Here is a 26,891-nt window from a genome sequence, read left to right as displayed (position 1 = left end):
ACCAGCCACCCACCAGGCCCGGTGACAACACCCCCCGGATCATGACTGCGACTGGGGGCGGGAATCATGCCGGGCCTGGCTGGCCATAGCCCCGATTATCGGGGCGTGAAGATAGTAACGGGGCGATGCGAGCGAGGGCCCGATGGCCGGCGTCAGCGCCGCGCGAGCACGACGCCCACCAGCGCGAGCGCGAAGCCGGCGAGCTGGATCGCCGCGAGCGTTTCGCCGAACAGCCAGTAGCCCTGCAACGCGGCCAGCGGCGGCGCGAGGAACAGCAGCGACGTCGCGCGCGCTGCATTGCCGCGGCGCAGCATCCACATCAGCATCGTGACCGCGCCGCCGGACAGGAACACGACGCCCCACACGAGCGACACCCACAGCGCCGGCGCGCCGATCCAGCGCGTTTCATGAAGCAGCGCGACGAAGACGGCCGCGACGATCGCCGCGCCGAAGTTCTGAACGGCAACCGCCGTGCGCAGGTCGCTCTGCGCGAGCTTGCCTTTCTGGTACAGCGAGCCGGCCGTGATCGATCCGACCGCCAGCACCGACACGGCGACGACGAGCCAGGCGGGCGCCGCGCCCGGCGGCGGCGCGACGCCGCCCGTGACTTTCGGCGCGAGCACGAGCGCGACGCCGGCGAGCCCGAGCGCCATCCCGAACCAGCCGCGCCTGGGCAGGCGCTCGTCGAACAGCGGGACGGCAAGCACGGCGGTGGCGAGCGGCTGCAGCGCGCCGAGCAGCGCCATGACGCCCGCGTTCAGCCCTTGAGCGACGGCCCAGTAGCTCGCGCCGAGATAGACGCCTTGCAGCAGTGCGCCCGCGATCAGGTGGCGCGGCCATTCGCGGCGGGCCGGCCACGGTGCGCGCGCGACGAGCGCGACCACGCCGAACAGCGCGGCCGTGCCCGCGAAACGCGCGAGCAGGAACAGGTTGGGATCGGCGTAGGGCTTGATTGCCCGCGCAACGATGAAGCCGGTGGACCACAGCGCGACGAACGCGGCGGCGACGATCGAGGTAAGCATGCGTGACGGGCCGCGAGGCGGCTGGACGGAACCGGAAAGCCGGCCAGTATCGGGGGAAGCGGCGCCGGCGTCTTGTCGAATCCTGCACTCATGCCGGACGATGCGTGGCCGTGCCGGTCGTCATGGTGCGTGGGGTTTGCAACGCGCAAGGGTGGGGTGCCGCGCCGCACGATGCGGCGCGGGCGGGTGCGAAGCCGCGGCGGTCGGCCGGATCAGTCGATCGAGAACGTGTCGAGCGGCTGGTTTGCGCGCGCGTCGGTCGCGAAACGCGCGGCGAGCTGTTCGTAGAGCCGGCGCGCCTCGTCGAGCGTCAGGTCGATCCAGTACGGATCACCGGCCGCGTCGTTGAGGCGTTCGGGCGGAAACTGGATTTCGATCACACTGCCTTTGCGATACATGGCGCGAGCCCCTTTGCTTGATCTGTCGTTCGGCGAAACGCAAAGTGTAGCAACCGGCATCGCGCCGATTCGCGCGCGTGAGGCAATACAGAATTTCGCTTTCGGGAAACGCGGCCGGCCCCGTTTCGCGCCGCCGTCAAATGCCGGTCAAACGGCCGTAATACAATGGCCGGCTTACCCATTACAGTCGCCTCGGGCGCACACGCGATGCTGGCGGAACAACGTCATCAATACATCCTGTCGGAGCTCGGTCGGTCGGGCGCGCTGTCGGTCGCGGAACTCGTCCGTTCGCTCGACGTGTCGCGCGAAACGGTCAGGCGCGACCTGAACGCGCTGGCTGCGCGCGGCCTGCTCGTGATGACGCACGGCGGTGCGCTGGCCGCGGATCGCCGCGAGCCGAGCCTGTCCGAGCGCGAAGCCGCGAACGCCGAAGCGAAGCGCACAATCGGGCGGCGCGCGGCCGAATTCGTTCCCGACGATGCATCGGTGCTGATCGATTCGGGCAGCACGCCGCATGCGGTTGCGCTGGCGCTCGCCGACCGGCACCGGCTGTCGATCTACACGAACGACTGGCGTACCGCGTTCGTGCTCGCACGGCGCAACGGCAACCGCGTGACGTTGCTCGGCGGCGAGCTGTCCGACGACGAGGACGCAACCTTCGGGCTCGACACGATCCACCAGCTTGCGCAATACCACGTCGATTTCGCGTTCGTCGGCGCCGGCGGCATCACGCCCGACGGCGAATGCACCGACTACTCGCGGCTCGCGGCCGAAGTGCGCAGCCGGATGATCGCGGCGGCCGGCACGGCGATCATCGTCGCCGACCATTCGAAATTCGGCCGCGTGACGCCGGTGCGGATCAACGGCACGGCCGCCGCCCGCTATCTCGTGACCGAGCGCGCACCCGACAAGGCCGTGCGCCGTGCGCTGACCGCGCGCGGGATCGAACTGCTCGTGTGCGACTGACGCGCGTCCGACATACAAGGTTCACCGAACCGTCATCCCGCGGGAAGAACCGCCGTCAACACTGACCCATTCACCTCGACCGGCCGCCAGGCCAGGGAGCAACGAATGACCGTCAGCGTGCGCAGCTATCTTTCCCCCACCTTGGTCCTGCTGGCCTTCGACTGGCCCGATGCGGCGTCGCGGTCCGACTTCCTCGGCTTCGCGATCCGGCGCACGCCGGGCTTCTGGTCGGCCGACGGCAAGACGCGTGCGCCGGACAGCTGGTTGCCGAACCGCCTGACGTTCGACGGTCCGGCCGCCGACACGCAGGGCGACGCACCGACCGACCAGGCGCCGATCCAGAAATTCATGTGGTGGGATGCACGCATCGATCCTCAGGACCGCGATGCATCGTTCCGCTATGACGTCTATCCGGTCGTCGGCACGCCGGCGAACCTGCAGGTGCTCGACGCGCAAGCCGGTGTGTGCGACGTCGTGCTGCCCGCGCACATCGAGGACGGCATCGGTACGTGGTTCAACCGCGCGGTGGTCAGCTCGCAGGCGTTCGCGAAGCAGGTCGCGGCGCTGGGCCTCGCGCCGAACGAGGCGCCGAGCGACGTGCAGGCGCTGAAGCTGCGCACGTGGCTCGCGAACGACATGGAGCAGGTGTTCGCGGAGATGCTCGACCCGGCGTCGCGCGCGGCGTCGGCCGTCTATCACCTGACCGATACGCTGTGGGCGTTGCCCGCATTCGAAGCATTCGGGCGCAAGCACGGCGAAGCGTCGCTCGCGATCGTCTACGATGCGCACACGACGGCGCGCAAGGGCAAGCCGCCGCTGCCGTCGCCGAACCAGCCGGCCGTCGACGCGCTGCAGGGTCTCGCGACGCTCGCGCCGCGCGACAAGACGCACATCATGCACGACAAGTTCGTCGTGACCGATGCGCCGTCGAACCCGGCGCCCGCGCGCGTGCTGACCGGTTCCGCGAACTTCACGACCGAGGGGCTGACCGAGCAGGCCAACGTGCTGCACGCGTTCGACTCGACCGTGCTGGCCGCGCTGTACAACGAGCGCGCCCATGCGCTGGCCGGGAATCCGTCGATCGCGGAGACGGCGAAGCTGACGTCGGGCTGGTCGGCGCCGATGACGATCGGCAGCGCGCAGGTGCGCGTCGCGTTTTCCCCGGAGCCGGCGGGGCAGCGCACCGAGATCGACACGATCGTCGCTGCGATCGCGGCCGCGAAGCATTCGGTGTCGTTCTGCCTGTTCATGCCGACCGACGCGGCGCTGCGCGACGCCTGTTTCGCGGCCGGCGATCGCGGGCTGATGATGTTCGGGCTGGTGAACAAGATCAACGTCGGCAGTGCGACGAAGGCCGATACCGCGCAGCAGGCCGGCCAGACGCTCGATGCGGCGACGCTCGCGAACCTCGAGCTGTACCACCGCAGCCGCGACAACCACGACGTGATCGATGCCGCGTATTTCTCGCCGGCCACCGTGCCGCAGGGCTTCACGCCGGAACTGCGGCTCTTTCCCGGCGAGCCGGCGCCGGCCTTTCCACCCGTCGTGATCCATCACAAGTTCATCGTGATCGATGCGGAAGGCGCGAATCCGGTCGTCTATACGGGCTCGGCGAACATGAGCCGCAACTCCGAGCAATACAACGACGAGAACCTGCTCGAGATCCGCGACAAGCGGATCGCGGCGATCTATCTCGCGGAATTCCTGCGGCTCTACGAGCACTATCGCGCACGGGCTTTGGCGATCAATGCGAAGCAGCACGGCACGGACGCGGGGACGGGCGCGCATGCGCGGCTCGCGCTCGCACCCGATTCGAGCTGGGCGAAGAAGTATTACGTGGCGGGAAGCCCCGAAGAGAAGGCGCGGATCGCGCTGGCGTCGACCGCGCCGACGGACTGACGCGCGGAAGTGCTGAAGTGTGAAGGGCGCGGAGGATGCGCGCCCCGGCCGGCGGCTGCCGCCGCTTACGCGGCGACGTAGCGCAGCACGGCGTCGGCGATCGTGTCGCGATGCCGTGCGCGCAGGCGCGGCGCCGACGGGTCGCGGCCGAACGCGGCGCCGAACGTGTAGCGGTTCGACACGCGGTGGAAGCAGAACGAGCTGATCAGCAGGTGGAGGTCGAATGCGTCGATGTCCTGGCGGAATGCGCCGCTGGCCGCGCCGCGCTCGACCAGTTCCTCGAGCGTCTTGATGATGCTGACGTTGCGGTTCTTGAACGACTTCAGCTGTTCGAGATACTTTGCGCCGTGGATGTTCTCGATCGACACGAGGCGGACGAAATCGCGATGCTTGTCGTGATAGTCGAACGTGAATTCGACGAGGCGGCGCATGCCTTCGCGCGGCTCCATGTCGCCGACGTGCAGTTCCTGCTCGAGCGCGCGGATGTCGCCGTACACCTTCTCCAGCACGGCCTCGTACAGGCCTTCCTTGCTTTCGAAGTAGTAGTAGAGCATGCGCTTCGTCGTGTTCGTGCGCTCGGCGATCGCGTCGACGCGCGCACCGGCGAGGCCCATCGCAGAGAATTCCTGCGTGGCGACATCGAGGATGTTGCGTTTGGTTTGCTCGGGATCGTATTTACGCCGCGCTTCGGACGCAAGCGCGCGGGTGTCGGACGTGGCGGCCTTGCTTCCTGCTTTCATGTGACTTTATTGTGGGTTCGCGGCGGCTTGGAAAAGGCATTCTAGCATGCTGGAAACCCCCGCCCGGCCGACCTTCCGCTCTAATCGGCCAGGCCGTCCGGCCCGGCCGTTTCAGCCCCCGCGGCCGCTCAGCGGCGGCAGGATGCGATCGCGTCGCGGGCCTGGTACGCGGTGTACGTGAGCTGCGCGGCGGCGAGGCCGGCCAGCCCGAACGTGCGTGTGACCCCGAACGCGTTGAAGCCTTCCGGCACCGGCCGGCCTTCGGCCAGCGCGGCGGCGAGCGCTTCGCCGGCCACCGTGGTCGGCGCCATCCCGTGGCCGCCGAACGCGATCGCGTGCCACACGCCGTCCGCGTCGCGGCCGATCTGCGGCATCTTGTGCCGCGCGTAGCTCATCAGCCCGCCCCACGCGTAGTCGACCTTCACGCCTTCCAGTTGCGGATACACGCGCAGCAGGTCGCGCCGCAGCAGGCGCGCGATCGCGTCGGGGCCGCGGTCGAGCACCGAGATCCGGCCGCCCCACAGGATGCGCGTGTCCTTCAGCGGGCGGTAGTAGTCGAACGCGAAACGTGTGTCGTAGATCGCGTACGGTGCGTCGATCGCGTCCGGCAGGCGTGCGCCGAGCGGTTCGGTCGCGATCACGTAGGTCGCGATCGGCAGCACTGCGCGCTCGATGCGCGGCGACACGCCGCGTGCGTAACCGCCGCCGGCGAACACGACGTCCTTTGCGCGCACCGCGCCCTGCGCCGTGCGCACGACGTACCCGGCGCCTTCGCGCGCGATGCCGAGTGCCGCCGAGCGTTCATACACGCGTGCGCCGCCGCGCGATGCGGCCGCCGCGACGCCGAGCACGTACTTGAGCGGATGAAAGTGGAACGCGTTCGGCTCGAACAGGCCGCCGTAATAGCGCTGCGTCTTCAGCCGCTCGCGCAGCGCGCCGGTCGGGACGGGTTCCCAGTCGACGCCGAGTTCGTTCTTCATCAGCGTGCGCACGCTGTCGAGCCGCGACGGATCGTCGAACCAGTTCGCGAGCATCACGCCCTGGTCGACGATGTCGCAGTCGATCCCGTAGCGGGCAATGCGCGCGCGGATCAGGTCGACCGCATCGACGGTGAGCCGGTACAGCCGGCGCCCTTCTTCGCGGCCGAGCGTGCGCAGCAGGTCGGCATTGTCGAGGCTGTAGCCGCCGAACACGAACCCGCCGTTGCGGCCCGACGCGCCGAATCCGACCCGTTCGCTGTCGAGCACGACGACATCGTGCACGCCGCGCTCGACGAGGCCGAGCGCCGTGCACAGGCCGGCGAGGCCGCCGCCGACGATGCAGACCTGCGTGTCGATCGTGCCGGTCAGTTGCGGGTAGGGCTGGCGGGTAACGGTGGCTTCGTAGAAGTTCTGCATGCGATTTCGATGATTCGTAACGGCGGAAAAACGGACGGCGCGCGTCGATCTTGCCTGAACGCGCGCGCCGCGTCGAATGGGGTTGTCCGGGCGCCGGCTGCCGTGCGAGGGCGGCGGCCGGTGCGATGCGGGTCGATCCGGGCGGTCAGGCGCCCGGCGTCGGGTTGGCCGGACGCGCGACGTAGCCAGCGTAGCCGGTGTCGGCCTGCGGCGCGGCTTCGGGCGTCGTATTGCGTTCGATCCACGGCGCGATCTCCATGTCCTCGTAGCGCACGAGGCGGCACTTGCGCACCAGCGCGTAGCCGAGCCAGATCGCGAGGAAGAACGGCAGGCCGATGTAGGTCGCGGCGACGCCGACCCAGTCGATCCTGTCGGAGAGGAACGCCTGGTAATCCTGGCCGAGCGCGACGACCGCGCACAGCGCGAACGCGAACAGCGGGCCGAACGGGAACCACTTCGCCCGGTACGGCAGCTGGTCGAGCCGGTAGCCCTGCTTCAGGAAACCCTTGCGGAAGCGGTAGTGGCTCACCGCGATGCCGAGCCACGTGATGAAGCCGGCCATGCCCGACGTGTTCAGCAGCCACAGGTACACGGTCTTGTTGCCGTACAGCGACGTGAGGAAACACAGTGCGCCGACAGCCGTCGTCGCATACAGCGCGTTGCGCGGCACGCCGCCCCGCGACAGCTTCGCGAAGATCTTCGGCGCCCGGCCTTCGACCGCGAGGTTGTAGAGCATCCGCGTCGACGCGTACATGCCCGAGTTGCCGGCCGACAGCACGGCCGTCAGGATCACGGCGTTCATCACGCCGGCCGCGAACGCGAGGCCCGCGTGGCGGAATACGAGCGTGAACGGGCTCACGCCGATGTCGGTCACGTCGCTCTTCAGCAGGCTCGGGTCGGTGTAGGGAATCAGCACGCCGATCACGAAGATCGCGAGCACGTAGAACAGCAGGATCCGCCAGAAGATCTGGCTCACGGCGCGCGGGATCGTCGTGCGCGGATTTTCCGATTCGCCGGCCGCGACGCCGATCATTTCGGTACCCTGGAACGAGAAGCCGGCGATCATCGCGACGCCGAGCATCGTCGCCCAGCCGCCCGCGAACGGCGCATCGCCGATCGTGAAGTTGCTCCAGCCGGCGCTCGGGCCGCCCCGCATGATGCCGAAGATCATCAGCAGGCCGACGCCGACGAACGCGAGCACCGTCAGCACCTTGATCAGCGCGAACCAGTATTCGGCTTCACCGAAGCCGCGCACCGACAGCGCGTTGAGCGCGAAGATCAACGTGAGGAACAGCGCGCTCCACCAGACGCCCGGCACATGCGGGAACCAGTAATTCATCACGAGCTGCCCGGCGACGAGCTCCACCGCCAGCGTCACGGCCCAGCTGTACCAGTAGTTCCAGCCGAGCGCGAAACCGAAGCCTTCGTCGACGAACTTCGCGCCGTAGGTCGCGAACGAACCCGACACGGGCATGAACGCGGCCATCTCGCCGAGGCTCGTCATCAGGAAGTACACCATCAGGCCGATCACCATGTACGCGAGCATCGCGCCGCCGGGGCCGGCCTGCGAGATCGACGCGCCGGACGCGACGAACAGGCCCGTGCCGATCGAGCCGCCGATCGCGATCATCCGCAGATGGCGGGCCTGCAGCGCACGGTGGAGGGTCGGCTTCGCGGGCGGCGAGCCGGACGGACGGGGCGAATCGGGGCGGGCATCTGAATGCATGGCGGGCGCTGGGCGCTGTCTCCGGGATTGTTTTTTCGGCGACGAAGCGCGACGCGTTGCCGGCCGCGGGCCGGGCAGCGGTGATGCGGTGCGCAAGCGGGCTCGACGAGCCGGGCCGCGAGGCGTGTCGCGTTCGTCTGGCGTCGGCTGCCGTAGTGGCGGCCGGCGGCGCGCCGGGTGCGCTGCACCTCGACGTCGCCCCGATTGTGTGTGCCAGATGCACGGCCGGCAAACGACATTTTCGAACAGGGTGATGCAGGTTTGTCATCAACTTGAGTCGCGCCACGATGTGTCTGACAGCATGGCTACGGGCTTTGGATACGTCCCATATCGGGACGGGATCATGCGGGCTGGTCTGCCGAGTTGTTGCGTTTTGAGAATGAAGTCGTGAGTTAATATCAATAGCGGCCCGACTTGTGGCCACCGACAATGTGTTTCATGGATCGTGCCTTGCGAGGCGGGTGTGCGCCGTCCGGCCGGGCTTCCGGCCTTGGCGCAGCGCGATGCGCCATACGGCGCACCGGGCCTGCCGCGCGGCGCATCCGCTTGCACAGGGCGCGCGAACGCGCTCCAATCGAATCACGCGGGCGGCGCTGCCGCCGCACCGATCAATCTGTCCCTGAAGAGGAAGTGATGCAATTCAACGACATTCTTGCCGCGCTCGATATCGATCTCGCCCAGTGGAAAGGCAATGCGCTGACCGCGCGTTCGCCGCTCGACGGCGCGACGCTCGCGACGCTGGCTGTCGACACGCCGGCCGACGCGGAACGCAAGATCGACGCTGCGCACGACGCATTCCTCAAGTGGCGCACGGTGCCGGCGCCGGTGCGCGGCGAACTCGTGCGCGTGTTCGGCAACGTCCTGCGCGAGCACAAGGCCGAGCTTGGCCGCCTCGTCACGCTCGAGGCCGGCAAGATCACGTCGGAAGGCCTCGGCGAAGTGCAGGAAATGATCGACATCTGCGATTTCGCGGTCGGTCTGTCGCGCCAGCTTTACGGCCTGACGATCGCGTCCGAGCGCCCGGGCCACCGGATGATGGAAACGTGGCACCCGATCGGCGTGTGCGGCGTGATTTCGGCGTTCAACTTCCCGGTCGCGGTGTGGGCGTGGAACGCGGCGCTGGCGTTCGTGTGCGGCGATTCGGTCGTGTGGAAGCCGTCCGAGAAGACGCCGCTCACGGCGATCGCGTGTCACGTGCTGCTCCAGAAGGCGATCCGCGAGTTCGACAAGACGCATCCGGGCGTCGCGCCGGCGGAGCTGAGCCAGCTGGTGCTCGGCATGCGCGATGTCGGCGAGGTGCTGACGGCGTCGAAGAAGGTGCCGGTCGTCAGCGCGACGGGCAGCGTGCGGATGGGCCAGGAAGTCGCGAAGGTGCTGAGCCAGCGTCTCGCGCGCGGCATCCTCGAACTCGGCGGCAACAACGGGATGATCGTCGCGCCGAGCGCGGATCTCGACCTCGTCGTGCGCGCGGTCACGTTCGCGGCGGTCGGCACGGCCGGCCAGCGCTGCACGACGCTGCGCCGCCTGATCGTGCATCGCAGCCTGGTCGAACAACTGCTGCCGCGCATCGAGAAGGCCTACGTGTCGGTGAAGGTCGGCAACCCGCTTGAAGAAGGCACGCTGGTCGGCCCGCTGGTCGATCGCGCGTCGTTCGATGCGATGCAGAAGGCGCTGGGCGATGCACGCGAGCAGGGCGGCGAGGTGAAGGGCGGCGAGCGCGTCGACATCGGTCACGCGGATGCATACTACGTCCGTCCGGCCATTGTGCGGATGCCGAAGCAATCGGCCGTGGTCGAGCGCGAGACGTTCGCTCCGATCTTGTACGTGATGGTCTACGACAACTTCGACGACGCGATCGAACTGCACAACGCGGTGCCGCAAGGCCTGTCGTCGGCGATCTTCACGAACGACATGCGCGAGGCCGAGCAGTTCATGTCGGCAGCGGGCAGCGACTGCGGGATCGTCAACGTGAACATCGGCACGAGCGGCGCGGAAATCGGCGGCGCGTTCGGCGGCGAGAAGGAAACGGGCGGCGGCCGCGAGTCGGGTTCGGATGCGTGGAAGGCGTATATGCGCCGCGCGACGAATACGATCAACTACAGCCGGCAGCTGCCGCTGGCGCAGGGGGTGAAGTTTGATGTGTGAGGCGGAGGTGGGATTGGCGTGTTGTTGGCGCTGATTTCATCGGGCGACTGATATAGCGTCGTAATCCTTTCCAGCGGGAAAGCCGGCCATGGGCCGGCTCAGACTTCTGACGAACCCCACGTTTTTTGAAGCGTGGGGTTTTGTTTTTCTAGGAGCCGGCTTGGAGGAATGCGGGAAGCGAGTAGGCCGATCGGCTGTACAAACGGCTTACCAGGCGCAGCAGGCCGTGTACGAATGGCCAATCGGGACCCGCTGGCCCCTTTTTCCGCTGCCGTGCCAGCTGCATCGCAATCTTCTTGATGTTCGGTGCCGCCGTGGCCAACAAGCACTGCCCGGCCACCTTGCGGAGCCCAGCATGCGGGCATAAGGGTGCCCATGCAGTTGCTTGGCATCGGCGAAGCTGCGCTCCACCGTCTCATCGCGCCGCGCGTAAATGCGTTGACGCCACTCGGTTAGCTGCCTGGCGCCCCCCGCTCCTTGGCGCGCTCCCAGACATGGCGTGTCACCACCTTCACCGCGTTCGCACTGTTCGTGCACTGCGCCCGTACCGGGCAGCGTCGGCAGATCTGCGCGTTGGATTTGTATTCCCGGTAGCCGACCCGATTGGTCGTGCTGTAAGGCAATGCCAGGCCCTGCGGACACACGTATTCGTTGTTCAAGCGCGCGTCGCCAAGGTCAAGGTCGACAAATTCAGTTTCCGTCCAGCACGGTGCTTCCAGGGCCAAGGCGTTCACGCAAAAAGTGAAAGTAAACGCGACGCGCCGAAAGTTTACAAGCCGGTGCCTATCGCATTGACCTCAAACGACTCACTCCGAACGCTTTAGCGACGGGCAGCATTGTGTATAAGCCGATGGCTTATAGGGGCTGCGAACTGGCTTGGTGGTGCTTTCAACGTGTCGATTTGCTGATGAGGTTGGGGCAGTGAGTAATCGGATATTTACGAAATTATTTTCGTTTTTAGTATGTGTATGAAAATAATAACTTTCCTTGTTTTCTTTCAATTCTTTCTATATCTTTTGAGGGGCCGATAGAGGTTGGGCAGTGAGATTGGGAAGGTGGGCAGAGAACTGATATGAACAGTGAGGTGATGTGAGTAGAGATGAGATTAGTACGAAAAACATAGGGTTCCTAATTTTAATTGTTTGGATTACCTCGGCGTGCGCGATTAAGCCGACAAGTGAACTGCCAATTCGTTCGCCGTACCAGTTCTTGAGTGATGTCAAAGCTGTTGCAGATTCGGGTGATCTGGAGGACGTAGGGTTTGTTTCTAAGTTGATGAGGGTTGACTATCAGCGAAATTCAAAGGTTTCCGTCATCGGAGAGGATGGGCGTTCTGTCAAGGGATATTCTGTCAATGTGACACGCTACGCATTCTCTAAAGAATATTATCGAGGCCGGGAATTTACATATGACATATTCCAGCCTAAAGGAGGGGATTTTTTCGGGGTTTCGATATCGTTTCCGGTGGATTTTGAGGTGATCTGTATTGCGCCATACGATTTTATTGATGTATTTGATGATGTTGGGGGGTATCCGATTTTTGATGTAAATACGTTGATGTACGTGCGTGACAATGGCGGTGCAAAAACGAGGATCACTTTTCATATTTCAAGTAAAGGGTGTGTCTCCCGAGTTGGTATTTACAAAAATCGAAAGAATGCATGATGTGTGAGCGATGGTGGGCGACGCGCAAGTGTTTGTGAATACGCATCTGGTTGATTGCGGAAGTGCTGTCGATGGCGTCATCAAGAAATAAGTTTTTGAAGTGCTGTTGAAGTATTGTTGTTGCTGTCATGAAATTTTCACTTTACACATTCTCAGTGTGCTGATCGCATAGTTTACTCCTGCTGATATTCTGATGGAATATCGCGCTATTGAACATTTTGTGTCATGTGTTGGCGCATATTTCAACTTTTTAGCAAGGCGGCGGAAGGGTTTGCTTTTGTTGTTGGTGGGCGGTGTTGAGGGGCTTTAATGAGCAAATTTATAATTTTATTTGAAGTATTGGTCGCGTTTGCGATATCGGCATGTGCCCCCCTTCCCGTGAATGAGACGGCTATTCGTGAGCCGCGGAAGTTTCTTCAAGATGTAAAAAATATCGTTGATTCAAATAATCTGGCCGACGTTGATGCGGCCGGCAGGAGCCTGCGTGTCGATTTTTCAGTGACGGAGGATGCTAATTATATGGCGTCTGGAGCATCAACGGTTTCCGGGCGCCGGCTGCTTCGGCGAGCCGAACGTCAGGCGAGAGAATTCGAAAAAAATTCGGCGGTTTATTACGGAATGTTTTTTGGGGGTGCCGGTGGGCCGGTGAGGATTCAAATTCGATTCAAATTGAATCCTGATGTGATGTGCGTGACGAATGTCGATCTACTGGATGTTTTTAATGGCAAGGATAGGTATTTGGTCGATTTCGACGGGGAGTATGTATATAGAGGTGATTCGGCGGCGATCGTTCAGGCTTATTTTAGATTTGGCAGCGATGGGTGCCTCATTGAGGTGGGGTTGAGTCAGGGATTAATTGGGAGATAGTGCTATGGTCATGATATCTGGTCGTGAAAAAATGTTTGCCAAGTTGCACCTCAATGCTGAAGTGCTCGATCTTATCAATAAAAGTGACACTCTTGTGCGGCAATTGCTTGCATATGAGGCTGATGTAATTAGTGGGGTCGTCGAGGAAATGGACGTCTCAGATGAGGGGCGTGGCATATTCTGGAGACTAGATGGTTCCGGAATTGTCTTTTCAAAATATAATGGTGGAACTTATAAAGACCTCGATCCCGCAGTGTTTGTTGGGGTACTCAGTCATGAAATTGGCCATTACATAAATCACAGTCGGGATCAGGCTCGTGAACAGGAGTACATGACGGGAAAAAAGGACGACTGTCACTTGGCTGCAATGGTTGGAGTGACACGAGAGGCCGAGGCGGCCTATAACAATTGGGTGGTGGCCCGAGAGATCTCGAAAAAAGATAAGAGAGTGATTCCTGTATTGGGAGATCGTGAGGATGATGCTGCGGCCCCGGGGTTTAACATCAAGGATGCGTTCACCAGGGTCTACGAAGCCAATGTTGGAAAAATAGCTTCCGAGGTGCTGGAGAAGATCATGCTCGAGGTGGCAGAAAACTACCTATCTCGGGCGTATCCCGGGGCGAATCCGGATACGACATACTATCAGCAAAGCGGATCAGCTTACGGGGCGTCGGAAAAGCGATTGTCTCAAGCGCCGGTTGTCGGAGAGAGTTATGTGCTGGATATGGCGACAGGTTTTATCAAGTCGACGAAGCTGATTTTCTCTACGGGCTCGACGCAAGTCAACGAGTACAACAGCGGGGTAATGGGTACTGCAACGTTATACGGCCCGACCGGCCAGATGATGGAGTATGTGAGGTACGCAGCGAATGGCGTCAAGCTTCAGGAAACTCGCTATACGGATGATGGCCGAATTGCCACCACGCGGACCGACACCAACGGTGACGGCGTCTTCGACAACATCAAAACAGAAACCCGCCTCGGCGAAGGCGCCAGCGTAATCCGCGAAGACACCAACGGCGATGGCGTTGCCGATCGCAATTTCGTCGTGAACGGAGGCCAGCGCTACGACCTGTCCAACGTCCGCGATGCCGCCTTTGCAGACAGCCTGCTGTCGCGATATCGCACAACAGGACTGCTGAGCGGAACGAGTTTCCTCGACCTTAGCCAGATCATTTCCCGAACGCTTACCTACGGGGGCCGGAACGATTACGGTTTTACGATGCTGCCCGGCTGGTACAACCCGATCGGTGCATTCTACGAAGCCAAAAGCGCTGCATTCGACAAAGCCGTTTCCATCGCCGACAAGACGCAGGTCCTGCTCGACGCGAACCGGTGGGGAGTAAGCGTCAGCGCGCTCCAGTCGCGCGACGCGAACCGCGACGGCAAATTGTCCGGCGCGGAACTGAACGGGCTGCAAGTCTGGATCGACGCGAACGAGGACGGTATCGGCGATGCCGGCGAATTCAGGTCGCTGGCGCAAGCCGGGATCACCGAGATTCGGTCGGTCGACTATGACGTCATCACACGCGGTAACAACCGCTACGCAGCGGCACCTGCCGGGGCGCCGTGGAAACCCTCGGAAGCATCGCAACCCGGTCGAATATATCTGGCCCCGGCCGTTCCGCTCTCGAACTATCGATGGCTGCGCGACAACGAGCAGTTCTATTGGATCAATAGCAGTGACTTTATCTTTTTCGGCCCCAATCAGGTCAAGGTCTGTCCTTCCAATCGGAGCTATCTCATCGGTACCGACGGGGACGACGTATTCGATGCGAATTACTACGCAGCGTATGGCCACTGGATCGACAGCGAGCTGCTCGTCAATTTCCTCGCGGGCGACGGCAACGACATGATGGGCGGCAGCAGCCGCAACGACAATCTGTGGGGCGGGACCGGGAACGACACGCTGTTCGGCTATGACGGTGATGACAGGCTGTACGGCGAGGACGGCGACGACGAACTCAATGGCGGCGCAGGCAACGACGTGCTCGACGGCGGTATCGGCAACGACAAGCTCTTCGGCCAGGTCGGTAACGACATCATGAACGGTGGCGATGGCGACGACATCATGATGGGCTTTACCGCATCGAACGACAGCAAGCAAATGCTGGCGTGGGGCGAAACGGATGACGACATCATGTACGGCGGCGCAGGCAACGATCGGATGTGGGGCGGTGTCGGCAACGACTACATGGATGGTGGTGACGGCGCGGACTTCGTGAGTGGCGGGGACGGCAACGATACGGTCTTCGGTGGCGCCGGGAACGACGAACTGCACGGTGATGCAGGCAACGACCGGCTTGTTGGCGACGCCGGTAACGATCGCATCTTCGGCGAGGCCGGCGACGATGTGCTCTGGGGCGGTGATGGCGATGACGTGCTGGTCGGCTTCACTGCCAGCAACGATGTCAAGCAAACGTTGTCGTGGGGTGAATCCGACAACGATACGCTGTATGGCGGCAACGGTAACGATGCGCTGTACGGAGGTCTTGGCAACGACTACCTCGATGGCGGCAACGACAACGATTTCCTCGACGGCGGCGATGGCGACGACCGGCTCTTTGGCGGCGCGGGCGACGACGAACTGAACGGCGGCAACGGTCACGATGCGCTTTCCGGAGAAGCCGGTAACGACAAGATTTTCGGCGGCGCGGGCAACGACACGATCTGGGGTGGCGACGGCGACGATATTCTTGTCGGCTTTACGGCCAGCAATGACGCGAAGCAGTCGCTGGCAGCGTGGGAGACCGATGACGATACGATCTACGGCGGGGCCGGAAACGACCTGATCCTCGGCGGTCTCGGCAATGATCAGCTCCACGGCGACGCTGGCAATGATGAAATTCAAGGCGGGGACGGCCACGACAAGCTTTATGGCGGCGATGGCAACGACCGACTGTTCGGTCAGGTCGGGAACGACATCCTGTACGGCGGCGCAGGCGACGACTTGCTGGTGGGCTTCACCGGTGACAACGAGGCGAAGAGGACGCTGGCCCCCGGCGAGACCGACGATGACTATCTCTACGGTGGAGAAGGCAATGACACGCTGCTCGGCGGTCTGGGCGACGACTATCTCGACGGCGGTGCCGGTGCGGATCACATGGAAGGTGGCCAGGGTAACGACACCTATATCGTGAACAGCGTCAACGACGTGATTCTCGAATACGCGAACGAGGGTTACGACACGGTAATCAGCAGCGCAAACTACATTCTTAACGCCAATATTGAAGAATTGCGACTCGTCGAGGGCTTCAACATCAACGGCACGGGCAATGCGCTCGATAACCGGATCGTCGGCAACAGCGCAGACAACATCCTCGATGGCGTCACCGGCGCCGACACGATGATCGGCGGAAAGGGCAACGATACCTACTACGTCGACAATGTCGGCGACCGCGTCGTCGAATTCGCTGGCGAAGGCATCGATACGGTGCAGAGCAAGATCAGCTATACGTTGGGCGAACACGTCGAGAACCTTAACCTGCTGGATTTCGGCAAGCCGGAGAAAGGGCTCGTCGATGGCGTGGCCGTTCACGTGTACGGGTACCCGAAAGCCAACGAGCTGGATTACATGCAAGGCGATGCGGTTCCGACGTTCCAGGGAACATGTGCGCTGACGTCGATCGCGAATTTGCTGACGCAGACCGGTACGCCGACGACCGAGGGCGACGTCGTCCGCCGCGCAATCGACAACCAATGGGCGGTCACCAGCCCTGCCGCAACGGACTACCAGCGAGGCGGATCGAATTACGTTCAGCAACGGGCACTGCTCAAGAGTTACGGCATTGCAAACAATCTGCTTGCCGGATACGACGAACATGCGGTCGCGAATCTCATCCGCAGTGGCCGTGGCGTGATACTGGCGCTGAACTCCGGGCGTCTTTGGGGAGACAGCGCTTATCTCGATGGCGGCGGCGTGAATCACGTCGTAACCGTGACGGGCGCAGTTTATGGAGACGCCGACGGTGCGCTCAAAGGCTTCTATATTGCCGACTCGGGCCGCCAGCGCGTCAGCGACATGACGCGCTACATCAGCCTTCAGGAGTTTCGGGCGGCCGCCAACGTACCGAATGCCTACGCGATCTACACGGCCGAGGCGCTGAAACTGTGGAACGAAGACATCAACGGCACGGGTAACGCACTCGACAATACGATTATCGGCAACCGGGGCAACAACGTGCTGGACGGCGGTGCCGGCAACGACATCCTGATCGGCGGCCTGGGCAACGATACCTATCGATTCGGTCGCGGGTCCGGCCGCGACACGATCCGGGACGATGATGAAACGCTCGGCAACAGCGATGCGATCAGCATCGGCGCAGGCGTATCTGCGGATCAATTGTGGTTCCGTCAGGTCGGCAACGATCTGGAGATCAGTATCCTCGGCACCAGCGATACCGCGACGGTTCGGGACTGGTATCTGGGTTCACGGTATCAGATCGAGCAGATCCGGGTAGACGACGGTCGGACGCTCGTCAACGCCGATGTCGAGAAACTGGTGCAAGCCATGGCGGTATGGTCGCCGCCGGCCGCGGGGGCGGTCACGCTGTCCCCTGAGCGTCAGGCCGCGCTTGCGCCGACGCTGGCGACGAACTGGCGTTAATTCTGGTTCCCGAAGGTCGATCCGTCCGGTTGCACGCTACGTGCGACCGGACGGCCTGCTGCCGGCCGTATCGCATTTCCTTCCTCGTCTCGTGTTTCCTTCATGGACAGTTCCATTCTCCGGCCTCCAGCGTCGTCCCCGACGCAGGATGTCGACTCCGGTCTCGCCGTCGTTCTGACGATGGCCAGCCTGCACGGCATCGCAGCCGACGAAGCCGCGTTGCGACATGAATTCGGCTTCGGTCGCTTCGATACTCAAACAATCCTGCAAGCTGCGCGCTTACTTGGCATGACGGCCCGGGCCGTTCAACAGAACCTCGAACGACTGGATCGGGCACCTTTGCCCGCGGTCGCACGGATGAAGGGCGAAGGCGGCTATTTCGTGGTCGCGCAGTATCAGGCCGGGGATGGAACGCGCGCGCCTCGAACGCTTGTCCAGTTTCCGGGTGAGGCGCCTACCGTGCTGACGCGCGAGCGTCTTCTGGAAATCTGGACGGGTGAGCTCATCTATTTCAAGAGCAAGAGCAGCATTGCGGGTACCCTGGCGCGCTTCGATTTCAGCTGGTTCATTCCGGCAATCGTCACGTACCGGAAGCTGCTGGGCGAAGTCCTCGCGATCTCCCTGGTGTTGCAGTTGATTGCGCTCGCCACGCCGCTCTTCTTCCAGGTGGTGATGGACAAGGTGCTGGTCAATCACGCGATGAAGACGTTGAACGTGATCGCCGTGGGGTTGATTTGCGCGACGCTGTTCGAAGCGGCGCTTTCGGGGATACGAACGTGGGTCTTCGCGCATACGAGCAGCAAGATTGACGTCGAGCTCGGCGCGCGGCTCTTTCGTCATCTTTTGGCGTTGCCGCTGGCATGGTTTCAGGCGCGCCGTGTCGGCGACTCCGTCGCCCGTATTCGCGAGCTGGAGAACATTCGCGCGTTCCTCACCGGCAACGCCGTGACATTGGTGATGGACCTCGCGTTTTCGTTCGTTTTCCTCGGGGTGATGCTCTGGTACAGCGCGTGGCTTACGTTGATCGTCGTTGTCTCGATTCCGCTCTACGTGCTGTTGTCGGTCGTGTTTACGCCGATCATTCGGCGGCGTCTGAACGAGAAATTCAACAAGGGCGCCGAGAATCAGTCGTTCCTCGTTGAAACCATCAACGGGATCGATACGGTCAAGGCGATGGCACTCGAACCGCGCTGGACGGACCGATGGGACCGTCAACTGGCCGCTTATGTGAGTGCGGGCCTGTCGGCGACCAACGTTGCCACGATTGCAAGCGGTGGCGTGACGTTGATCAGCAAGCTGGTGACCGCGGCGATCATGTGGCTGGGCGCCACACTGGTGATCGACGGCAAGTTGACTGTTGGCGAACTCGTCGCGTTCAACATGCTGGCCGGGCAGGTATCCAGTCCGATACTGCGTCTCGCGCAGCTGTGGAACGACTTTCAACAGGTAGGGATTTCGATGGGGCGTCTCGGAGATATCCTGAACACAGCGCCCGAGACCGCAGCGAAAAAGACGCGAGTACCTCGTCTCGACGGTGCGATCGAATTCGACCAGGTATCGTTTCGCTACCGGCCGGATGCGAGCGACGTCATCCGGCAGATCTCCGTCAGGATCACGGCCGGCGAAGTGATCGGAGTCGTGGGCCGCTCCGGGTCGGGAAAAAGCACGCTGACCAAGCTCGCGCAGCGGCTCTACGTGCCGGATCGCGGGCGTGTGCTGGTCGACGGGCACGATATCGCCGTGATCGATACGGCAAGTCTGCGCCAGCAGATTGGTGTTGTTCTGCAGGAAAACATGCTGTTCAATCGTTCGGTGCGGGACAACATCGCGCTGGCTCGACCCACTGCGTCGATCGACGCAGTGATCGAGGCGGCGAAGCTGGCCGGCGCACACGAGTTCATCTGCGAGCTTTCGGAGGGTTACGACACGCTCGTCGGCGAGCATGGCACCGGGCTCTCGGGCGGCCAGCGGCAGCGCATCGCCATTGCCCGAGCATTGATGACCGATCCACGCATCCTGATCTTCGACGAGGCGACCAGCGCGCTCGACTACGAATCCGAAGCCGTCATACAGGCCAACATGCGGGACATCTGCGCACGGCGCACGGTGCTGATCATTGCGCATCGGCTCTCGGCGGTGCGCGATGCCGACCGGATTCTCGTGATGGATCGCGGACAGATCGTGGAAAGCGGCACGCACGACACACTGCTGCGCATACAGGATGGCATCTACGCGCACCTGCATTCGCTGCAACAGGGTGGTTGCGACGTAGCGGAGGATCGGGCATGAGCGTGCGACAGCAAGCACAGGCCTGGCGCGAACTGGTCGGGCGTTACCGCGATGTCTGGCGTCACTGCTGGAAGCGGCGTCATCGGATGGCTCTGCCGGCATTCAACGCGAACGAGGCTGAATTTTTGCCGGCGGCGCTGTCTGTCCAGGCGGCACCTGTCTCGCCGGCAGGCCGGTGGGTCGCGCGCATTCTCATCCTGCTCGTGATGACGACGATCGTCTGGTCGTATTTCGGGAAAATCGACATTGTTGTCGACGGCGGCGGCAAGATCATTCCATCCTCCCGGACCAAGACGCTGGCGGTGGTCGAGGTTGCTAGCGTGCGAGCGCTGCACGTGCGCGACGGACAGGTCGTGAAGGCTGGCGACGCACTGATCGATCTCGATACGCGTGTAATCGACGCCGAACGTCAACGGGCGGACGGCGACCGGCTGAATGCGGTACTGCAAGCCGAGCGTGCGCGGGCGTTGATCGACGCAATCGACACGGGGCGACAGCCTCGACTGGCGGGTGTGGAGGGCGTGTCGTCCGAGCGCCGGCGCGAGGTCGAGCGGCACTTGCTGGATCAATGGCGCGATTTCGTCGCGCGACGGGACCGTCTCGACAGCGAAATACACAGGTACGGTCAGGCCGCTCCGCTTGCGGCACGTCGTGCGGACGATTACGCCAAGTTGATGGAGACCCGTGACGTTGCGGAGCATGCGTGGATCGAGGCCGAGCAGCAGCGCATCGATACGGCGGGACAGCTTGCGGATGCTCGTCACCAACGCGCAGCTCTCGTGGCAGAGACGCGAAGGAATACCCAGGATGCGTTGAACGATGCGCAGCGTATCGTGGACGCGTCGTCGGGCGACATGCGGCGTGCGGAGGCACACGGGGAACTGCTGCGCCTGACCGCGCCGATCGACGGAACCGTCCAGCAGCTTGCCATCCATACCATTGGGACAGCGGTGCCGGCCGCACAGCCGCTGATGCAGATCGTGCCGCGAGAGGGGGCGGTAGAAATGGAAGCATTCGTCGACAACCGGGATATCGGCTTCGTCGAGGAAGGGCAGGCCGCCAGCGTGAAGATCGACGCATTCGAGTACACAAAATACGGCACGTTGTCGGCGAAAGTGAGTCATGTCTCGCGCGATGCGATAGACGACGACAAGAAGGGACTCGTCTACTCGGTCAGGATCCTGCTCGATCGTTCGGCGCTGGTGGTAGACGGTCGCGAGATCGCACTGTCGCCAGGTATGTCGGGTAGTGCCGAGATCAGAACCGGTACGCGGCGGGTGATCGAGTATGTGCTGTCGCCGTTGCTGCAGCATGCGCGGGAAGGTTTGCGTGAGCGCTAGGAGCTTGAAAGATGGCGTGTGTCCGTGGATCTTCGGCCTGATGTTGGTTTCAATTGCATGCAATGCCGAAACACGCGGGATTCCGGATGGCCTGGCCGATCCGTTGCTGACCCGTCCGCCGGTGCTGGATGCGGGGCAGCGATTACCGGGCGATGACATGCCTGTTGTATGCGCTTCGACGACTGGCCCGGCGAAGCCGCTGACGCTCGGTGATGCGGTTGATCTTGCGCTATGCCACAACCCCCGTATTGGAGCGGCGTGGGCATCGATCAAGATCCAGGCCGCTGCGGTGGGTGAAGCCAGATCGGCATGGCTCCCCACCGTCAACGGGTCGATCAGCCAATTGACGACTTATAACCGGTATTCCGATGCACCATCGATGGATACGCGTGGCGTCGGTCGAACGTCGAACGCGACGCTGAACTGGCGGCTACTCGACTTTGGTGGGCGAGCTGCAAATCGCGCGGTGGCACAGCAACTGCTGACGGCGGCGCTGGCGGGCCACGACGCAGCGATGCAAAAGGCGGTCGTGGATGTCATCGGTAGCTATTTCGACGTTCAGAATGCTCAAGCGGCGTTTGCAGCGCGTACCGAGTCCGCGACTTTGGCGGAATCGACGCTGCGTGCGTCGCGCAAGCGGCTGGCCATGGGTGTTGCATCCCGAGCAGACGTATTGCAGGCGGAAACAGCGTTGGCCAAGGCATTGCTCGCTGCACGACGAGCCGGCGGGGAGGTGGCTCGGGCCCGCGCCGAACTGGTCTTTGCGACCGGTCTGCCCGCCGGCACACGGGTCGAGGTCGAGGAGGCAGTCGTACCGATTGCGCTGGACGCGGAGCGCCAGCTAAGCGACTGGCTTCGCGCGGCCGAAGGTTCTCACCCCGAGATCCGGGCGGCGCGGGCCAAATGGAAGGCTGCGCAAGCGAAGGTCACGGCCGTGCGGTCCGACGGAATGCCGACCGTAGATCTAAGCGGCACGCTGTCGCGGAACGGATATCCGAATCAGGGGTTGCAGTCAGTGCGGGCGACGCAAACCAGCATCGGCCTGACTTTGACGATTCCGTTCTTTGACGGCTTTTCTCGCACGTATCGGATTCGCGGCGCGCAGGCTCAGGCCGAACTGGCACAGGCACAGTTTCTCGATACGCAGCAGCAGATTCTGCGTGACGTGCTCAAGGCCCATGCCGACGCGGAGACGACAGCGGACAACCTGGATGCGTCTGCACGCTTGCTGGCTGCCGCGGAAGTGGCGCTGACATCGGCGCGCAATCGTTACGCGTTCGGCGCAGGAGATATTCTGGAACTGCTGTCGGCACAAGCGGCGCTTGCCGATGCCCGCCAGGAACGGGTGCGAACGCTGGCCGAGTGGGAGGCGGCACGGCTGCGGCTGTTTGCCAGCACTGGCATCATCGGACGATGGGCATTTCGGTAGTACTGGAGACGGTCGGCGCGAGAGCAGCAGCACGCGACCGACCGTCTTTGTTCACTTCTCCGCCGCCGGCATGTTCTGCACGACCAGCATCTGCGGGCTCGACAGCGTGATCCCCGCCGCGCGCAACTGCTTCAGGATCTCGAACAGCAGATCGCTCTTCGTCGAACTCGCGATCCGCGGGCTCGACACGTAACCGGTCACGCTCAGCGTGATCCCGTCCGGCGTGAGCTGGCTGAACGTCACCGACGGCGCCGGCTTCTCGAGGATCGCCTGGTGCTCGCGATACGCGTCGAGCAGCAGGTCGCGCACCTGCTCGGGATCGGTGTTCAGCGGGAACGTCAGCACCAGCGTCGCGACGCCCTGCGTGCTGTTGCCCATCGTCACGTTGCGCACGTTCTGCGAGATCAGCTGCGAGTTCGGCACGATCACGGTCGAGCGGTCGCTGAGCTGGATCTCGGTCGCGCGGACGTTGATGCGGCGGATGTCGCCTTCGACGCCCGCGATGCTGACCATGTCGCCGACCTTCACGGGACGCTCGGTCAGCAGGATCAGCCCCGACACGAAGTTCTTCACGATCTCCTGCAGGCCGAAGCCGATACCCACCGACAACGCGCTGACGATCCACGCGAGGTTGTTCCAGCGGACGCCGAGCAGCCCGAGCGTCATCAGCACGAGCAGCACGTAGCCGACGTTGGTGAACAGCGTGATCAGCGATACGCGCATCCCCGTATCCATGCCGAGCGCGGGCATGAACTCGCTGTCGAGCCAGCGTCGCAGCGAGCGCAACAGGTAGAAGCCGATCGCGAACCCGATCACGGCGTTCAGGATCCGGTCGGGCATGATGTTCAGGCTCTGCAGCCGCTGGCTGCCGATCATCGCGACCGCGCTATCGAGCAGGTCGCCCGGCGTCGTGCCGAAGCCGCCCGTCAGCAGTGCGATGGCCGCGATCAGCATCAGCAGGCTCGTGCCGAAACCGGAGAGGACCGTGCGCGCCTGGTCGAGGTGGCGGTCTTCGAGCGCGAACAGGTGCTTGATCTGCTGGCCCGTCGACAGGTTCGACGAGAACAGGCTTTCGCTCGCGTCGCGCGTCAACTGGATCAGGATGTAGGTCGCGCACAGCACGATCTCGAACCACACGAGCTCGTACGTGATGAAGCGCGCGACCGTGATGTAACCGATCAGGAGTGCGATCAGCGATGCGACGATCGCCAGCGTGACGCCGGCATGGATCAACCCCGCGAGCGTCGAGCGCTGCTCGGGCGCCTCGCCTGCCGCCGCGAGCGCGCTGCGCGCCCGGTTTGCGCGCAACAGCGACGCGCCGACCGTCAGCGCGACGACGAGCGACACGATGCCGCGTCCGAACAGCGTGACCGACAGGCTGGTGTCGACGATCCGGTTGATCGATTCGAGCGTGCCGGACACCAGCAGCAGCCCGGCCAGGATGGCAGGGAACGGCTTCATCGCCAGCGCGACGGGGTCGGCGAGCGCGGGCAGGCGCCACGACGGATGCCTGGTGCAGAGCAGCGCGCGGCCGAGCCCGGCGATCAGCGCGCAGGTCGCGGCGAGCTTCGCGAACTGGTCCCACAGATCGGTCAGCGACGGCGTGAGCTCGTAGTGGCGCGCGACGGCGAGATAGAGGATCTGAATCGCAATGGCCGTGGCCAGGAAGGTCGACAGCGCAGTCGACAGCGCCAGCGCGCTGCGGCGCAGGCGGGTGTGCGGCAGCCGGTTCAGCGCGATCCATGCGAGAGCGCGTTCGATCAGCCGGCGGCCGCCGAGCCACGCCGCGAACGCGGCGATCAGCAGCACCGTCGTGATCGCACGCTGCCCGGGCACCCACGACGAACGCAGCATGTCGAGCAGTTCGTCGTTGAAATCCTCGAGTCGCTGGCGGTCGTCCGGCGACAGGTGGAACAGCGGCAGCCAGAACTGCGCGCTGAAGATGCTGCCCGAACGGAACGCGAGCTGGTTCTTCAGCAGGCCGCGATGGAGCTTCGCGAACTGCTCGGTCAGGTTCGCGAGGCTGGTTTTCTGGTCGGCGGCCTGCTTCAACGCCGCATCGATCTGCGTCTTGCGCGCGTCGAGCGTGGCCCGTTGCTTCGCGACGGCCGCCGTTTCCGGCGCGGCGCCCTCGGCAGGCGGTGGGCCGAGCACGTCGAGTTGCGCCTGGATCTGCGCGCGTTGCGGTGTGAGATCGCTTTGCAGTTTCGCGACGTCGCTGCTCAGTTCCTGCGCCGAATCGTCGAGCGCATCGAGTTCCTTGCTGTTGGTCGACGTCGAGGTCTGCTGCTTGATGCGGTCGAGCTCGACCTGCATCTGCTTGAGCTGCGCGACGGCGTCGTTCAGCGAGATGGCCGGCACGGGCGCGCCGACGCCGCTCGCGCCCGGGGCGGAAGCTGGCGCCGGAAACGCCGACGCGGTTGCGATCGCCGCGAACTGCAGCAGCGCGATCAGCGCGATCCGGCGGGCGTACGTGGATAGTCGTTGTATGGACATGGAATGCTTACGATTAGCCGACGATGCCGGGTGCCGAAAGGCAGCCGGAAGCCGGTAGTTGGCCCGGTAGCATGTTACCGGGGTGCGGAAGGCGTGGTTGTCCCGATTGCGTTCCGCGTTTGCGACGAATCCAGCGGCGCGCGTCTGCGCTGAACCGTACGGCAGCCCCGTACCGCGGGGCCCGCGCTGCCCGCGCGGCCGCGCGGGCTGTGCCATCCGCCCCCGACACACGGTTACGCAATTTACACATTATCCGGCGCGAAAATGGGGTGTCCGAACCGCTTCGGTGCCTGCAACGCGGCCGGACGGCCGGCCTGCCCCGTGCGCCAGACGGGTGGGTCGGTACAATGCAGCGATTCGCCCGAAGGCGGCTCGACGGTCGCCGGACAACAACACACAACACGAAACGATCAGGAGACGCGCCCAAGATGGCCTCAACGGACAGCCTTCCGCAGGCACCTGCCCAATCCCCTTCCATCGACCCCGGCTCCATCTCGGCCCGCCTCGACCGCCTGCCGCCGACCCGCAGCGTCTGGAAACTCGTCGTCCTGCTGAGCCTCGGTTTCTTCTTCGAGCTCTACGACCTGCTCTACAGCGGCTACGTCGCGCCCGGCCTCGTGAAAAGCGGCATCCTGTCGGCGACGACGCATGGCCTGTTCGGCACCACGGGCGTCGCGAGCTTCATCGCCGCGCTGTTCTCCGGACTCTTCATCGGCACGATCGCGTGCGGCTTCCTCGCCGACCGCTTCGGCCGCCGCGCGATCTTCACGTGGTCGCTGCTGTGGTACACGGCCGCCAACGTCGTGATGGCGTTCCAGGACACCGCGGCCGGGCTGAACTTCTGGCGCTTCGTCGTCGGTCTGGGCCTCGGCGTCGAGATGGTGACGATCGGTACGTACATCTCCGAACTCGTGCCGAAGCAGATCCGTGGCCGCGCGTTCGCGTGCGAGCAGGCGGTCGGGTTCGTCGCAGTGCCGGTAGTGGCGTTCCTCGCGTACCTGCTCGTGCCGCATGCGCCGCTCGGCCTCGACGGCTGGCGCTGGGTCGTACTGATCGGCGCGCACGGCGCGCTGTTCGTGTGGTGGATCCGCCGCGAACTGCCGGAGAGCCCGCGCTGGCTCGCGCAGCAAGGGCGCGTCGATGAAGCCGACCGCATCATGCGCGCGCTCGAGGCGAAGGTCGAAGCCGAGTACGGCCGGCCGCTGCCGACGCCCGCGCCGGCCGAACCCGTGCCGCCGCGCGGCCGCTTCCGCGACATGTGGGTGCCGCCGTATCGCAGCCGCACGATCATGATGACGATCTTCAACGTGTTCCAGACGGTCGGCTTCTACGGCTTCGCGAACTGGGTGCCGACGCTGCTGATCAAGCAGGGCATCACGATCACGTCGAGCCTGATGTACTCGAGCGTGATCGCGCTCGCGGCGCCGATCGGCCCGCTGATCGGCCTCGTGATCGCCGACCGCTTCGAGCGCAAGTCGGTGATCGTCGCGATGGCGGCGGCGATCGTCGTCTGCGGGCTGCTGTTCAGCCAGACGACGGTGGGTGCATTCCTGATCGTGCTCGGCATCGGCCTCACGCTCGCGAGCAACATCATGTCGTACAGCTTCCACGCGTATCAGGCCGAGCTGTTCCCGACGTCGATCCGCGCACGGGCCGTCGGCTTCGTCTATTCGTGGAGCCGCTTCTCCGCGATTTTCTCGTCGTTCGTGATCGCGGCCGTGCTGCGCGGTTTCGGCACGTTCGGCGTGTTCGCGTTCATCGCAGGCGCGATGGTGATCGTGATGGCCGCGATCGGGTTCATGGGCCCGCGCACGAAGGGCATCGCGCTCGAAACCATTTCGAAGTAGCCGGCAGTCGCGCACGCGTGCCGCATCGTTCATGCGGCATGCGTGCGATGTGGTTTCGA

The 26,891-nt window shown here is 63.7% G+C and carries 16 protein-coding genes and 1 pseudogene; 10 read left to right on the top strand and 7 right to left on the bottom strand.

Features of this window, described 5'->3' with window-relative positions; genetic code table 11:
* Positions 1 to 152 precede the first annotated feature (152 nt).
* Both HWX87_RS18895 and HWX87_RS18890 read right to left on the bottom strand, forming a co-directional pair.
* The gene (locus HWX87_RS18895) at positions 153 to 1,022 is read right to left on the bottom strand and encodes a DMT family transporter (protein WP_176048530.1); all 870 of its coding nucleotides are present in this window, start codon (positions 1,020 to 1,022) and stop codon (positions 153 to 155) included.
* A 212-nt stretch (positions 1,023 to 1,234) separates the two neighbouring features.
* Positions 1,235 to 1,420: a hypothetical protein gene (locus tag HWX87_RS18890; RefSeq protein WP_006480515.1), complete on the bottom strand. Its 186-nt coding sequence runs from the start codon at positions 1,418 to 1,420 to the stop codon at positions 1,235 to 1,237.
* Between the two features lie 207 nt (positions 1,421 to 1,627).
* Between HWX87_RS18890 and HWX87_RS18885 the strand changes: the two genes are divergently transcribed.
* Complete coding sequence (locus tag HWX87_RS18885; protein ID WP_059238924.1) at positions 1,628 to 2,386, top strand: DeoR/GlpR family DNA-binding transcription regulator; 759 nt, start codon at positions 1,628 to 1,630, stop codon at positions 2,384 to 2,386.
* 105 nt (positions 2,387 to 2,491) lie between these two features.
* On the top strand, positions 2,492 to 4,285 hold the full coding sequence (locus HWX87_RS18880) for a phospholipase D-like domain-containing protein (protein WP_176048529.1): 1,794 nt from the start codon (positions 2,492 to 2,494) through the stop codon (positions 4,283 to 4,285).
* 65 nt (positions 4,286 to 4,350) lie between these two features.
* On the opposite strand, the gene HWX87_RS18875 is transcribed toward HWX87_RS18880, so the two are convergent.
* The 3 genes from HWX87_RS18875 to HWX87_RS18865 form a co-directional block, all read right to left on the bottom strand.
* Entirely contained in the window at positions 4,351 to 5,025 is a 675-nt protein-coding gene (locus tag HWX87_RS18875; RefSeq protein ID WP_176048528.1) for a TetR family transcriptional regulator, read from the bottom strand.
* Between the two features lie 128 nt (positions 5,026 to 5,153).
* Positions 5,154 to 6,422 carry an FAD-binding oxidoreductase gene (locus HWX87_RS18870; protein WP_176048527.1) on the bottom strand — a complete coding sequence of 423 codons (1,269 nt, stop codon included), beginning with the start codon at positions 6,420 to 6,422 and terminating at the stop codon, positions 5,154 to 5,156.
* A gap of 145 nt (positions 6,423 to 6,567) precedes the next feature.
* Positions 6,568 to 8,052, bottom strand: a complete 1,485-nt coding sequence (locus HWX87_RS18865) for an amino acid permease (protein WP_347880180.1) — start codon at positions 8,050 to 8,052, stop codon at positions 6,568 to 6,570.
* Positions 8,053 to 8,781: 729 nt separating this feature from the next.
* Between HWX87_RS18865 and HWX87_RS18860 the strand changes: the two genes are divergently transcribed.
* On the top strand, positions 8,782 to 10,293 hold the full coding sequence (locus HWX87_RS18860; protein ID WP_176048525.1) for an aldehyde dehydrogenase family protein: 1,512 nt from the start codon (positions 8,782 to 8,784) through the stop codon (positions 10,291 to 10,293).
* Positions 10,294 to 10,441: 148 nt separating this feature from the next.
* Here the strand turns inward: HWX87_RS18860 and HWX87_RS18855 are convergent.
* Positions 10,442 to 10,946: pseudogene (locus tag HWX87_RS18855) on the bottom strand (transposase); the annotation flags it as partial.
* 556 nt (positions 10,947 to 11,502) lie between these two features.
* Between HWX87_RS18855 and HWX87_RS18850 the strand changes: the two are divergent.
* The 6 genes from HWX87_RS18850 to HWX87_RS18825 all read left to right on the top strand — a co-directional run bounded on the left by HWX87_RS18850 (position 11,503) and on the right by HWX87_RS18825 (position 22,489).
* Entirely contained in the window at positions 11,503 to 11,958 is a 456-nt protein-coding gene (locus HWX87_RS18850) for a hypothetical protein (RefSeq protein WP_176048524.1), read from the top strand.
* 309 nt (positions 11,959 to 12,267) lie between these two features.
* Positions 12,268 to 12,825, top strand: a complete 558-nt coding sequence (locus HWX87_RS18845; protein WP_176048523.1) for a hypothetical protein — start codon at positions 12,268 to 12,270, stop codon at positions 12,823 to 12,825.
* A gap of 4 nt (positions 12,826 to 12,829) precedes the next feature.
* A complete protein-coding gene (locus HWX87_RS18840; protein ID WP_176048522.1) occupies positions 12,830 to 17,431 on the top strand; it encodes a calcium-binding protein in 4,602 nt (1,533 codons plus the stop codon).
* Between the two features lie 102 nt (positions 17,432 to 17,533).
* A complete protein-coding gene (locus tag HWX87_RS18835; RefSeq protein WP_176048521.1) occupies positions 17,534 to 19,720 on the top strand; it encodes a type I secretion system permease/ATPase in 2,187 nt (728 codons plus the stop codon).
* Positions 19,717 to 21,060 carry an HlyD family type I secretion periplasmic adaptor subunit gene (locus tag HWX87_RS18830; protein WP_176048520.1) on the top strand — a complete coding sequence of 448 codons (1,344 nt, stop codon included), beginning with the start codon at positions 19,717 to 19,719 and terminating at the stop codon, positions 21,058 to 21,060. The genes HWX87_RS18835 and HWX87_RS18830 overlap by 4 nt, the downstream gene beginning before the upstream one ends.
* Entirely contained in the window at positions 21,032 to 22,489 is a 1,458-nt protein-coding gene (locus HWX87_RS18825; protein ID WP_176048519.1) for a TolC family protein, read from the top strand. The genes HWX87_RS18830 and HWX87_RS18825 overlap by 29 nt, the downstream gene beginning before the upstream one ends.
* A gap of 51 nt (positions 22,490 to 22,540) precedes the next feature.
* On the opposite strand, the gene HWX87_RS18820 is transcribed toward HWX87_RS18825, so the two are convergent.
* The gene (locus HWX87_RS18820) at positions 22,541 to 24,985 is read right to left on the bottom strand and encodes a DUF3772 domain-containing protein (RefSeq protein ID WP_176048518.1); all 2,445 of its coding nucleotides are present in this window, start codon (positions 24,983 to 24,985) and stop codon (positions 22,541 to 22,543) included.
* 428 nt (positions 24,986 to 25,413) lie between these two features.
* On the opposite strand from HWX87_RS18820, the gene HWX87_RS18815 reads away from it, so the two are divergent.
* Positions 25,414 to 26,832 (top strand): MFS transporter, encoded by a 1,419-nt coding sequence (locus tag HWX87_RS18815; protein ID WP_176048517.1) that lies wholly within the window; start codon positions 25,414 to 25,416, stop codon positions 26,830 to 26,832.
* Positions 26,833 to 26,891: the final 59 nt, after the last annotated feature.

The organism is Burkholderia sp. BCC1644, from assembly GCF_902833225.1.
Classification (GTDB): Bacteria; Pseudomonadota; Gammaproteobacteria; order Burkholderiales; family Burkholderiaceae; genus Burkholderia.
Note: the sequence above shows the minus strand (reverse complement) of the source record. Positions and strands in the feature narration are given on the sequence as shown.